Origin of the sequence: Microvirga rosea (assembly GCF_020595095.1) — a bacterium.
GTDB classification, from domain to species: Bacteria; Pseudomonadota; Alphaproteobacteria; order Rhizobiales; family Beijerinckiaceae; genus Microvirga; species Microvirga rosea.
The window spans coordinates 745431-758134 of sequence record NZ_JAJDOP010000002.1 but is presented as its reverse complement, the minus strand read 5'-3'; the positions used below and the strand labels follow the sequence as shown (position 1 = coordinate 758134).

General features: G+C 61.5%; 10 protein-coding genes. 8 read left to right on the top strand and 2 right to left on the bottom strand.

The window, feature by feature from the left end; genetic code table 11:
• Positions 1-69 precede the first annotated feature (69 nt).
• From LJD17_RS07960 to LJD17_RS07950, 3 genes are all read left to right on the top strand, one after another.
• On the top strand, positions 70-225 hold the full coding sequence (locus tag LJD17_RS07960; RefSeq protein ID WP_227383608.1) for a DUF1127 domain-containing protein: 156 nt from the start codon (positions 70-72) through the stop codon (positions 223-225).
• A gap of 146 nt (positions 226-371) precedes the next feature.
• Positions 372-1364, top strand: coding sequence for a bile acid:sodium symporter family protein (locus LJD17_RS07955; RefSeq protein ID WP_227383607.1), 993 nt, complete (start codon positions 372-374; stop codon positions 1362-1364).
• Positions 1365-1659: 295 nt separating this feature from the next.
• On the top strand, positions 1660-5064 hold the full coding sequence (locus tag LJD17_RS07950) for a PAS domain-containing protein (protein ID WP_227383680.1): 3405 nt from the start codon (positions 1660-1662) through the stop codon (positions 5062-5064).
• A gap of 46 nt (positions 5065-5110) precedes the next feature.
• On the opposite strand, the gene LJD17_RS07945 is transcribed toward LJD17_RS07950, so the two are convergent.
• Positions 5111-5908, bottom strand: a complete 798-nt coding sequence (locus LJD17_RS07945) for a (Fe-S)-binding protein (RefSeq protein ID WP_227383606.1) — start codon at positions 5906-5908, stop codon at positions 5111-5113.
• Positions 5905-6321 (bottom strand): c-type cytochrome, encoded by a 417-nt coding sequence (locus tag LJD17_RS07940; RefSeq protein WP_227383605.1) that lies wholly within the window; start codon positions 6319-6321, stop codon positions 5905-5907. Before LJD17_RS07940 ends, LJD17_RS07945 begins: the two co-directional genes overlap by 4 nt.
• 153 nt (positions 6322-6474) lie before the next feature.
• On the opposite strand from LJD17_RS07940, the gene LJD17_RS07935 reads away from it, so the two are divergent.
• From LJD17_RS07935 to LJD17_RS07915, 5 genes are all read left to right on the top strand, one after another.
• Positions 6475-7908, top strand: coding sequence for an FAD-linked oxidase C-terminal domain-containing protein (locus LJD17_RS07935; RefSeq protein ID WP_227383604.1), 1434 nt, complete (start codon positions 6475-6477; stop codon positions 7906-7908).
• Positions 7905-9092 carry a glycolate oxidase subunit GlcE gene (gene glcE / locus LJD17_RS07930; protein WP_227383603.1) on the top strand — a complete coding sequence of 396 codons (1188 nt, stop codon included), beginning with the start codon at positions 7905-7907 and terminating at the stop codon, positions 9090-9092. The genes LJD17_RS07935 and glcE overlap by 4 nt, the downstream gene beginning before the upstream one ends.
• A 1-nt stretch (position 9093) precedes the next feature.
• A complete protein-coding gene (locus LJD17_RS07925; protein WP_227383602.1) occupies positions 9094-9711 on the top strand; it encodes a DUF2585 domain-containing protein in 618 nt (205 codons plus the stop codon).
• A gap of 9 nt (positions 9712-9720) precedes the next feature.
• The gene (gene glcF / locus LJD17_RS07920; RefSeq protein ID WP_227383601.1) at positions 9721-11073 is read left to right on the top strand and encodes a glycolate oxidase subunit GlcF; all 1353 of its coding nucleotides are present in this window, start codon (positions 9721-9723) and stop codon (positions 11071-11073) included.
• Between the two features lie 96 nt (positions 11074-11169).
• Positions 11170-12684 carry a chromosome partitioning protein ParA gene (locus tag LJD17_RS07915; protein WP_227383600.1) on the top strand — a complete coding sequence of 505 codons (1515 nt, stop codon included), beginning with the start codon at positions 11170-11172 and terminating at the stop codon, positions 12682-12684.
• Positions 12685-12704: the final 20 nt, after the last annotated feature.

Below are 12704 nucleotides of genomic sequence, written 5' to 3'. Positions count from 1 at the left end.
TCTCTATATGTTGCATTGCACAAGAGCAGAGAAGCCGGTCGAGCGACCGGCTTGTGGTTGGGGCTTTCCATGTTCGTCACTTATATTCTTTCGAAGATCCGCGCTTACAAACTGTACCGGACCACGGTCCGTGAATTGGCCCAGCTTTCGGACCGCGACCTTGCCGATCTCGGGATCGCCCGCTTCGACATTCCCCGCCTGGCCCGGGACGCATCTCTCGCTTAAATCGGCCTGAATGCTGGACCTGACGCTCGTGCCCGCGCTATGGCGGGTACTTCCATGGGACCAGCTCGGGCGACTGCGGCAGCCTAACGAAGCCTGGGACTGAGATACGCATTCCGCTCCGAACGCGGACAGACGCAAGGTTCACTATGGCTTCGATCATCAAACGCGAGTGGTATACGATCGCCATCTTTGGGATGGTCGTTCTCGCATCGATCTTTCCGCTCAAGGGCGAGCCGGCGGAGCTGTTTTCGACAGCCACCAATCTGGCTATCGCACTCTTGTTTTTCCTGCACGGGGCGCGTTTGTCCCGTGACGTGGTCATCGCCGGAATGATCCATTGGCGTCTGCACCTTTTCGTGCTTGCGACGACATTCGTGATCTTTCCCATCCTTGGTCTCATCGTGGTCGCCGTACCGGGCCTCATGACGCCTGCTCTCGCGACCGGCGTTCTGTTTCTCTGTGTCGTGCCGTCCACGGTTCAATCCTCGATCGCCTTCACGTCGATCGCCGAAGGCAATGTCCCGGCGGCGATCTGCTCTGCTTCCGCCTCGAACATCCTGGGAATGTTCCTGACGCCGCTCCTCGTCGGCTTGCTGTTCCATACGCAGGGAAACGGAGGGTTTTCGGTGGACGCGCTCAAGGGAATCCTGCTGCAGCTCCTCGCGCCTTTCATCCTGGGGCAAGTCCTCCAGCCGGTTCTCAGCTGTTGGCTGGGACGGCACAAGGCGCTTACGCAAATCGTCGACAGGGGCTCCATCCTGATGGTTGTCTATGGAGCCTTCAGCGAGGCCGTGATCGGCGGACTTTGGCACAAGCTCTCGGCTTTGGACCTCACAGCCGTCGTCATCATCGATGTGATCCTCCTGGCGGCGATTCTCTGCTTCACGTATTACGTCAGCGGCTGGTTCGGTTTCAGGCGCGCGGATCGGATCACCATCGCCTTCTGCGGCTCCAAGAAGAGCTTGGCGTCCGGCGCGCCCATGGCAAACGTGATCTTCGCCGGGCAGGATGTCGGATCGATCGTGCTGCCCCTCATGATCTTCCACCAGATCCAGCTCATGGTGTGTGCGGTGCTCGCGCGCCGTTTCGCCAGCAGCACGAGGCATCCTTCCCATCAAGACCGGAAGGCGGCAGCCTAGCGAGCCGGATCGCGACAACTCCCTCACCGGGAAAAGTTGCTGGACGGATGGGGATATTGTTTCTCTCGAGATTGCGGGCCGCTGATGGGAGGCATTTCAAGTCTCTCGACCCATTGTCTCGCTTGTCTTTTCAGGACAAAGACATACCTGTGAGCACGCGGTGAAACGCTCCGCTTTCTGCTAAGTCACTTTCTTGCGGGCGACCTATAGAGGTTCGCCATTCAGATATTCTGGGGTTCCTTCCTTGCCGCAATCTTTATCAGGACAGCCGGAAATTTTCGTTGGCGACGGCGAAATGGCGGCCCTGATGCGGGCAAAGGACTGGACGCAGACCTCCCTGGGGCCGCCGGAGCGATGGCCTGAGGCTCTGAAGGTCGCCGTGAGGATCCTGCTCACGTCCCGTTTCGAGATGTGGCTTGGCTGGGGACCGGAGGTCGCCTTCCTTTACAATGATGCGTATCGTCCAACCCTGGGCCTCAAGCACCCGGAATCCCTCGCCAAGCCGACCCGGGAACTCTGGGCGGAAATCTGGGACGACGTAGAGCCGCGAATTCGTACGGTCTATGAGCAGGGCGAGGCGACGTTCGACCGAGCTTTGCTCCTAATCCTGCAGCGGAACGGCTATCCCGAGGAAACCTATCACACCTTTTCCTATAGCCCGGTCTTCGGCGAGGACGGCCGGGTCGGGGGTGTGTTCTGCGCCGTTACGGAAGATACCGACAGGATCATCAGCGAACGCAGGCTCGGTTCCCTGCAGGTGCTGGCGAGCGGCCTGTCGGGTGCTGACACGCGAGCGGCTGTCCTGAGCGCCGCACAGGCGGCAGCTGCCGCCAATCCGCAGGATCTTCCCTTCAGCCTGGTTTATCTCTTCCGTGACGACGGAACGGCGCGGCTTGCGTTTACGACGGGCTTTCCGCCCGGTCATCCGGCGGCGCCGGAGCATGTGGACCCCAGACATCCAGGGGCCTGGCCCCTCAACCAGCCCGAAACGCTGGTCGACCTGTCGGGCTTCCAAGACCTGCCCACGGGTGCATGGAGCCGCGCTCCCGCGAATGCGGTTGTCGTGCCCCTGATCGGACAGGGGGGCGAGGCGCCGATTGGCGCCATGGTTGTCGGTCTCAACCCGCATCGTCCGTTCGATGAAGACTATATCGGGTTCCTCAAGCTTTTTGCCGGGCAGATCTCATCCAGCCTCGCCAGCGCCGATGCCTACGAGGCCGAGCATCGCCGCGCGACTGCTCTGGCGGAGGCGCTCGATATGCGTCAGCAGGCGGCGCGGGCGCTGGAAGAAGTCAATACGCGGCTCGCTTCCGAGGTTAAGCTCAGGACGGCCGAGCGCGATCGGTTGCGGGCGCTGTTTCAGCGGGCGCCGGGCTTCATGTGCGTCCTGCGTGGGCCGGATCATGTTTTCGAGTTCATGAACGAGGCGTACCAGCAGCTTGTCGGGCACCGCGATCTCACAGGGCTGCCGGTTCGTGATGCGCTGCCCGAGATCGAAGGGCAGGGCTTCTTCGAAATTCTGGATGAGGTTTATCGGACAGGCGAGCCGTTCATCGGCCGCAGCATGCCGGTCGATATCCAGCGGGTGCCTCATGGCCCTCTCGAAAAGCGTTTCCTCAATCTCGTCTACCAACCCATCGTGGAGGCGGACGGAAGCATCTCCGGCATCTTTGCGGAAGGCCATGACGTTACGCACCAACGGCGCGCCGAGAAAGCCCTGCGTCAGTTGAACGAGACTTTGGAACAGCAGGTGCGAGAGCGAACCCACGAGCGTGATCTCGTGTGGCGCATGAGCCAGGATCTCTTCCTGCTTTGCGGCTTCGACGGCTTCTACCGTAGCGTCAACCCGGCATGGCAGGAGGCGCTTGGCTATAATCCGGCAGAACTCGTCGGAATGTCGTTCGATGCTCTTGCGCATCCGGAGGATCTTGCGGCCACGCGAGCGCAGTTCGGGCAACTGATATCCGGCCAGAGCATCCGCGATTTCGACATGCGGATGCGCGCCAAGGACGGATCCTACCGCTGGTATAGCTGGTTCTGTGTGCCGGAGGGCGACCAGTTCTACGCAGCCGGCCGCGACATTACCGAACGCAAGCAGTTCGAGGAGCATCTGCGCAGCGCGCAGAAAATGGAAGCGCTCGGCCAGCTGACCGGCGGAGTCGCGCACGACTTCAACAATCTGCTTCAGGTGATCAGCGGCAATCTACAGCTCCTGGCCAAGGAGGTTGCCGGAAACCCCCGGGCCGAGAAACGTCTCGACAATGCCCTCGCCGGCGTATCGCGCGGCTCGAAACTCGCCTCGCAGCTCCTCGCATTCGGGCGGCGTCAGCCCCTGGAGCCCAAAGTCGTCAATATCGGTCGCTTCATCAAGGGCATGGATGACATGCTGCGGCGGGCTCTGGGCGAGGAGATCGAGATCGAGGCGGTCGTGTCCGGCGGTCTTTGGAACACGCTGGTGGATCCGGTCCAGGTCGAGAACGTCATCCTCAACCTCGCGATCAACGCGCGCGATGCCATGGACGGTCACGGGCGGCTCACGATCGAGGCCGGTAATGCGCTTCTCGATGACCGCTACTCACTCCAGCATGAAGTGGAGCCCGGGCAATACGTGATGCTGGCCGTGACGGATACGGGCTGCGGTATTCCGTCCAGCGTTCTCGAGCGCGTCTTCGATCCGTTCTTCAGCACGAAACCGGAAGGCAAGGGTACGGGGCTGGGCCTGTCGATGGTTTACGGCTTCGTCAAGCAATCCGGTGGCCATATCAAGATCTATAGCGAGGTCGGCCTCGGGACGACGGTGAAGATCTACCTTCCGCGGGTTTATGAGCAGGAGGACGTACTCACGGATATCCGCATGGCACCGGTGCGCGGCGGAACGGAGACGATTCTTGTTGTCGAGGACGATGACGAGGTGCGCGAGACCGCGGTCGCGCTCCTCACGGATCTGGGATACCGCGTCCTCAAGTCGCGCGATGCTGCGAGTGCCCTCAGTGTGATCGAAAGCGGGATGGAGATCGATCTCCTCTTTACCGATGTGGTGATGCCCGGCCCTCTCAGGAGCCCGGAACTCGCCCGCAAGGCACGGGTGCGCCTGCCGAACATCGCGGTTCTGTTCACCTCCGGTTACACGGAAAATGCCATTGTGCACGGAGGGCGCCTGGACACGGGTGTGGAGCTTCTGCCGAAACCTTATACCCGGGAGGATTTGGCGCGGAAAATCCGTCATGTTCTCGCCAACCAGCAGCAGCGCAATCGGGCTACAACCGTATCCTTCCCCCTTCGTTCAGCTTCAACCAGCGAACCCGCCGCAGGAACGAAAACAGATCCCGGCCATGTCGTCCTGCTCGTTGAGGACGATGACCTGATCCGCAGCAGCACGGCGGATATGCTGAGCGAACTGGGGCATCGGGTCGTCCAGGCCGCAAACGCGACGGCGGCTCTGCAAGCCTTGAAGGATAGTCCCGCCGACGCCCTGGTGACCGATATCGGGCTCCCTGATCTCTCAGGCATTGAACTTGCCCGTCGGGCCAAGAAGCTCCACCCCGATCTCGCCATGATCTTTGCCACGGGCGACGAGGGTATTCCCAAGGAGCCTGACCTTGCGGCGGCGGTACTGTTGGTGAAGCCTTATACGGAGGACGACCTGGCTCAGGCCCTGACTGCCGCCCTACGGGGCGCACGCCTCGGCGCGGCTGACTAGATTGCCGCTTCCGAAAGGGAAGCTGGCGGCCACAGCGGTCGCCTGCTTACGAGGATGTTTCCTTTGCTTCGCCGATCGCCGGCTCGTCGGTCATGCCGGCCAAGACCTCGGCAACGTGACGGACAGCGATGGGTTTGCCGTCGCGGGACAGTTTGCCTGCCATGTTCATCAGGCAGCCGAGATCGCCTGCCAACAAGGTCGGCGCATGGGTCGCTTCGATGTTCTTCGCCTTGGCGTCCACGATGGCGCCCGAGATGTCGCTATACTTGACTGCGAACGTTCCGCCGAAGCCGCAACACACGTCGCTGTCGTTCATCTCGACAAGGGTCAGCCCCTGGACGCTGGCCAGCAGTTTGCGCGGTTGCGCTTTTACCTTGAGCTCACGAAGGCCCGAGCAGGAATCGTGATAGGTCACGGCACCGTCAAAGCGTGCATCGACGGAGGTGACACCCATCACGTCAACCAGGAAGCTCGTGAGTTCGTAGGTGCGGGCCGCAAGATCGGCGACCTTGGGAAGCCAATTGGGGTCGTCCGCGAAGATCTCCGGATAGTGAACCTTAATCGTCCCGGCGCATGATCCCGACGGGGCGACCACATAATCATAACCCCGGAACGCCGTGATCACCTGTTCGGCGAGGTCTCGCGCCGTGCCCCGGTCGCCGGAATTGAAGGCCGGTTGGCCGCAACATGTCTGCACCGGCACATCGACGATGCAGCCCGCGTCCTCAAGAAGCTTCACCGCCGCGAACCCGACCGACGGGCGCATCAGATCGACCAGGCAGGTGACGAACAGGCCGACGCGGATCTTTCCCGCGCGTGCCCCGGGAAGAGCCGGTCCGCTCATGGGGCCTTCTTTCCGCTGGCATCGAATTGCTTAAGATAAGCGAGAAGATCGTCGATTTTCTTATCGTCCTTGATGCCGGCGAAGATCATCTTCGTCCCGGGAACCTTCGCTTTGGGATCCTTGATGTATTCGCGGAAAGTTGCTTCGTCCCACGTGAGGCCGGAATTCTTGTTGGCGGGAGAGTAGTTATAACCTTCATAGGTGCCCGCCTTGCGGCCGATGACTCCGTTCAACACGGGACCGACGGCATTCTTGGCGCTTTCTCCGACCTGATGGCAGGCTCTGCACTGAGCAAAGGTCTTTTCTCCGGCTGCCGGATCCCCGGCCTTCGCGGCGGCATCCTGGGCCAGGGCGGGGGCTGCCCCGAGGACGAAAGCGGCCAGAGCGGCGGCAGTCAGGAACGGCACGCGCATCAAAAACTCCTTTGCTTGTATGGCTGAGCCATTTTAGAGAAGTTCCACATTATTGGAAAAATGGCCGAAGGACAGCTACCTTCTCCTGGTACGGGACCATGCGTCCAGCGCAAGCCGTGCCAAGCTGTCGCCACAAGGTCAGGGAGAGCTGCCATGTCGATCGCATTCCCCAAGCCGGATGAAGCCGTTCTGTCCCGCCGGAGCGAGATCTTGGCTGGCCTGGGGCGCCTCGTGGCCCCTGAGGCTCTGATCGTGTCCGAGGACGAGCGCCGCGCCTTCGAGACCGACGGTCTGACGGCATATCGACAGCTGCCCCTTGCCGTGGTCCTCCCCTCGACCACGGAGGAGGTCTCCGCCGTGCTGCGCTTCTGCCGCGATCACGGGGTGAAGGTCGTGCCGCGCGGTGCCGGTACGTCCCTCTCGGGAGGAGCGATCCCTCAGGAGGATGCCATCGTTCTCGGCGTCGCCAAGATGAACCGCGTCCTGGAGGTCGATTTCAAGAACCGCATTGCGCGGGTGCAGTCCGGAATCACCAATCTCGGCATCAGCCAGGCGGTCGCCCACGAAGGGTTCTTCTATGCTCCCGATCCATCGAGCCAGCTGGCCTGCACCATTGCCGGCAACATCGCCATGAATTCCGGCGGAGCACATTGCCTGAAATATGGCGTCACCACGAACAACCTTCTCGGCGTCACTCTCGTGCTCCTCGACGGGACAGTGGTGCAGCTCGGCGGCGATTACCTCGACAGCGGCGGCTACGATCTTCTCGGCTTGATCACCGGCTCGGAGGGCCAGCTCGGGGTCGTCACGGAGGCCACCGTGCGCATCCTTCGTGCGGCGGAGGGCGCCCGCCCGGCGCTCCTCGGTTTCGAGCGGGTGGAGGATGCCGGAGCTTGCGTGGCGGCCATCATCGCAGCCGGCATCATTCCGGTGGCTCTCGAATACATGGATCGGCCAGCCATTCAGATCTGCGAGGCCTTTGCCCACGCCGGCTATCCCCTCGACGTGGATGCGATGCTGATCATCGAGGTTGAAGGGTCCGATGCCGAAATCGACGACATGCTGCGGCGGATCGTGGCCATCGCCGAACCTTTTCGGCCGAAGACCGTGAAAGTTTCACAATCGGAAGCGGAAAGCGCGGCGATCTGGAAGGGGCGGAAATCCGCCTTCGGTGCCACCGGCCGGGTGGCCGACTACATCTGCATGGACGGCACGATCCCAACCGGGCAGTTGCCTTACGTGCTCAGGCGGATCGACGAGATCGCCAAATCATATGGACTTGGGGTCGCCAATGTCTTCCATGCGGGGGACGGCAATCTCCATCCTCTTGTGATGTTCAACACCAATAAGCCCGGCGAGATGGAGAAAGCGGAAGCGGCGGGCGAGGACATCCTTAAATTGTGTGTTGAAGTCGGAGGCTGCCTCACCGGCGAGCACGGCGTGGGGATCGAGAAGCGGGATCTGATGACATACCAGTTCAACCCCATGGATCTGGAACAGCAGATGCGTGTGCGCGGCGTCTTCGATCCGGGGTGGCTTCTCAACCCCGCCAAGGTCTTCCCCCTTGAAGGAAGGTTTGCGGCGTGAACAGCTTTTCTCCGCGCGATGAACAGGACGCTTCGGCCGTCATTGCCGAGGCCGCCGCAAAGGGCACGCCGCTGACTCTCATGGGCAACGGCACCAAGGCAGCGATGGGGCGCCCGAACCAGACCGAAGCTTCCGTCAGCTCGGTGGGACTGAGTGGTGTCACTCTCTATGAACCGGCCGAGATGGTGATTGGCGCGCGCAGCGGCACACCCTTGTCGGAAATTGTCGCCACATTGGCCGAGAAGAACCAGCAATTGCCGTTCGAGCCCATGGATTATCGCCCGCTGCTCGGCACGAAGGGCGAGCCTACCATAGGGGCCGTGGCCGCGATGAACATTTCCGGCCCACGCCGGATCATGGCGGGGGCGGCCCGCGACAGTCTGATCGGCGTGCGCTTCATTAATGGTCGCGGGGAAGCGGTGAAGTCAGGTGGGCGCGTGATGAAGAACGTCACGGGTCTCGATCTCGTCAAGCTCCAGGCAGGCGCCTGGGGCACTTTGGGATTTCTGACGGAGGTCACCTTCAAGGTTTTGCCGAAACCGGAGCGTGTATCCACTCTGCTGATCCGCGGACTCGACGATGTGACCGCCATCGAGGCCTTGTCGGCCGCCCTCGGATCCCCCTTCGATGTCACGGGTGCTGCGCATCTTCCGGCTCCCGATCGTCTCGGTGCTCGCACCCTGGTGCGTCTTGAAGGGTTTTCCGTGTCCGTAGACTACCGGCTGAACGAGTTGCGCCGGCTTCTCAAAGGCTTTGGGACCGCCGACATTTTCGAAGGGCGGGGGGCGGACGCCCTGTGGCAATCCGTGCGTGACGCAACCGTCCTGCAGGAGAGGGGAAGCGACCGTGCGGTCTGGCGGGTTTCGACGGCGCCGACGAAAGGGCCCGACCTCGTCGCGCGGGTCGCCACGACGATCGACGCACAATGGTTCTATGATTGGGGTGGCGGCTTGGTCTGGATCTCCACCCCCCTTATCGGCGATCTTGGGGCGACTGTCATTCGAGACGCGACGAAGGCCCTGGGCGGACATGCGACTCTCGTCAGCGCCCCGGATTCAGAACGCTCTCGTATTGATGTGTTTGAACCCCAGACCGATGCCGTCACGATGTTGACCCGGGGCATCAAGGCATCCTTCGATCCGGCCGGCATTCTCAATCCAGGTCGAATGTATGCAGGACTCTGACATGATCGACAGCGCAGTTCTTCGCCCCGATAGGATTTTGCCGCGCTCCAGGACGACATGGATCTATCTCGGGCTGAGCTTGGCGCTTGTTTTCGTCACCGCCGCCATCCTGCTCGCCATGGGGCGGACGCCGATCTGCCGATGCGGTACCGTCGAGCTCTGGCACGGAACCGTCATGGATTCCGGCAATTCCCAGCACCTGACGGATTGGTATTCGTTCTCGCACATCATCCATGGTTTCCTGTTCTATATGGGAGCTTGGATCATTGGGCGCCTGCGCGGCAAGCCATTGCCTGTCGGCATCGCGTTTCTCCTCGCGCTCGGGGCGGAATGCGCTTGGGAGATTCTCGAGAACACCAATATGGTGATCGAGCGCTATCGTGCGACAAATATCGCCCTGGATTATTATGGCGACAGCGTCATCAATTCCGTATCCGATATCGTGATGATGTCGGTGGGATTTTGGCTCGCTCGGATCTGGCCGATATGGCTGACGGTAGGGGTGGCGATCCTCATGGAGGTCGTGGTCGGCTACTGGATCCGCGACAATCTCACCCTGAACATCATTATGCTGATCCATCCCGTGGAGGCCATCAACCAATGGCAGGCGGGCAGTTGAGTTGAAACCATGCAGACCAATTTCACGCCCGATCAGCTGAAGGACCCGGCCATGGCGAGTTCGGAGAAAATTCTCCGGACCTGTGTCCATTGCGGCTTCTGCACGGCAACGTGCCCGACCTATCTGCTTCTGGGCGACGAGCTCGATTCACCTCGCGGACGGATCTATCTCATCAAGGACATGCTGGAGGGCGGGAGACCTGCAACGCCGGAGGTGGTCAAGCATATCGACCGTTGCCTGTCGTGCCTTTCGTGCATGACCACCTGCCCTTCGGGCGTGCATTACATGCATCTGGTCGATCATGCGCGCTCCTATATCGAAGCGACCTACACACGACCGTGGCACGATCGCCTTCTTCGCACCGTCCTGGCTTCCATCCTGCCTTACCCGAACCGCTTCCGGCTCGCGATCGGCGCGGCGCTTCTGGCCAAGCCGTTCCGGAGCCTGATTGGCGCGCTTCCCCTGTTCGGCAATCGTCTCAAGGCGATGATCGACCTGGCCCCCGCCCGTGTGCCGGCGCGGTCGCCGTTCGACCGACCTGGCGTCTTTCGGACGCAAGGTGAGCGCCGCGCCCGCGTGGCGATCCTTTCCGGCTGTGCGCAACCCGTGCTGAAACCGGGCTTCAACGAAGCCGCCGTGCGGCTCCTCAATCGCCACGGCGTTGAGGTGGTGCAGCCCAAGGGGGAAGGGTGCTGCGGCGCCCTGGTCCACCACATGGGACGGGACGAGGAAGGGCACGCCTTCGCCAAGCGCAATATCGACGCCTGGATTGCCGAGATGGACGGAGAGGGGCTCGACGCGATCATCATCACGGCCTCAGGCTGCGGCACGACCATCAAGGATTACGGCTTCATGTTCCGGGATGATCCGGATTATGCGGACAAAGCCGCCCGGGTCTCGAACCTTGCCAAGGATGTCACCGAATATGTCGCCGGCCTGACCCTGATGGAGCCGGTACGCGCAACCGATCTCGTGGTCGCCTACCATTCCGCATGCTCGATGCAGCACGGCCAGCAGATCCGCACCGAACCCAAGACCCTTCTCAAGCGGGCAGGCTTCACAGTGAAGGATGTTCCGGAGGGCCATATCTGCTGCGGGTCCGCCGGAACCTACAACCTTCTCCAGCCGGAAATCGCCGCCCAGCTGCGAGCCCGGAAAGTCGCCAATATCGAACGAACCCAACCCGATCTGATTGCCACCGGCAATATCGGCTGCATGACCCAGATCGGGCAGGGAACCGGAATCCCCATCGTGCATACGGTCGAGCTTCTCGACTGGGCCACAGGGGGGCCTCTGCCGGAAGCCTTGGAGGCGGCGGGCTTCGAGAAACGCCTCGATTCCCTTGCGATCGCCGCAGAGTGACCCTGCGACAATCTTTCGTAACGAAATTTCGTTTCCGTTGGCGTCGTCTCTGAGGTAAAAGGGCTCAGAGTAGGTCCTGGGTCAAAGGGGGCGACGATGTCATCCGGCTGGATGCCTTTCAAGAACCGTTTCGGCAAGAAGCCGGAGGCAGAGGTTGTGATGAATCTTGCGCCGGAAGCCGCTGAGCTTGCGGGACTTCCTGCAACGACGGCTGTGGCCCCGAAGGAGGAGCCGCTTCATGTCCGCCCGAACGGAGCACTTGATTCCGTCGGCCAGAAGAACGAGCTGATCCGCGTTCGCTTTGCCAATATGATTGATCGCCTGGAGGAAATCCGCAGTCTGAAGGACGATTTCACCCTCCTCAGCGAGCCTGTGAGCGATCTGATCCGCAGCTATCCCGGCCTCCAGTCGCGCCTCCTGGAAACCGAGGCTGTGCTGCGCCAGGAAACGGAAACGACGGCGCAGTTGCGACGCGAGCTGGCCGAGCTCACCGGCATTCATGCCCGCATGACCGACGATCTTTCAGCCACGGTTTCTCAACTCCGGAAGGCCGAGACCAAGGTTCGGGAGCAGGAATCCCTGGTCGAGGACTTTCGACTCAACCTGAAGGACAAGGAGGCCATCGTTGCCGACCTTGAAAACCAGCTCACGATCGAGACCGAGCGGGCGCGCAATATCACGGAGGAAAACCAGGCCCTGAGGCTGGAAGCTCAGGAGGCGGACCAGACCGTTGCCCGTGCCGAGCGCGAACTCATCGAGACCCGCGAGCGAAACGGCCTTCTCGACCATGAGGTGAAGAGACTTCAGAAGGTCGCCGAAGAGCAGAATTATCGCCTGTCGAGCCTGACCAATCGCTATGGCGAGTTGGAAACCCAGCTCGAAGCCACCCGACAGCGCGCATCCGAACTCGAAACCAGGCTCATGAGTGAGCAGGTTCTTCGCCAAAGGCTGGAGACGCAGCTCGATTCCGAGCGTTCCGCCCATCAGACCGACCTTTCCGCGCTCGATATGAAGATCGAGGGGCTGAATTCTCGCCTCACCGCAACGGACAAGATCCTGGCGCACACCCGCGACCAGCTGCGCGACAAGAACGAGGCGCTGAGGGGCGTCGAACGCGGCCTGAAGGAAACAACCATCGAAAAGAACACGATGGAGCGGCGCCTGGAGGCAACACAGCAGGAGGTCGAGCGTCAGGTCGCCATGGTGAACGAGCTTCAGCGCTCACGCATCGAACTGCAGGAGCGGGTCGAGATGCTCAACAAGGCCATCGCCGCGAAGGACTTCCAGATCGAGAGCTCCGACAACAAGGTCACCAGCCTTGCCGAGCGCATCGACCAGCTGACGAAGCGCTTCGAGCAGGACCGCAATGCCCTGGAGGCCGCTAATCGCCGCCTGACGGAGGAGCTGCAGAACGAGAAGGCCGAGCGCTCCCTTGTCCAGGGGGCGTTGGAGATCGCTCGCGAAAGCCGGATCAAGATCCAGAAGAAATACGTTTCGCTGCGCAAGAAAACCCGTCTCGACATGACGGAAGAGGATCCGACTCTCTTTGACGCAGATGACGTGGAGGTTGAAACCAATGTCCGGCCGCTGAAGTCGTCGGATGCCGAGTAGGATTTCACCCCGAGGGCTTT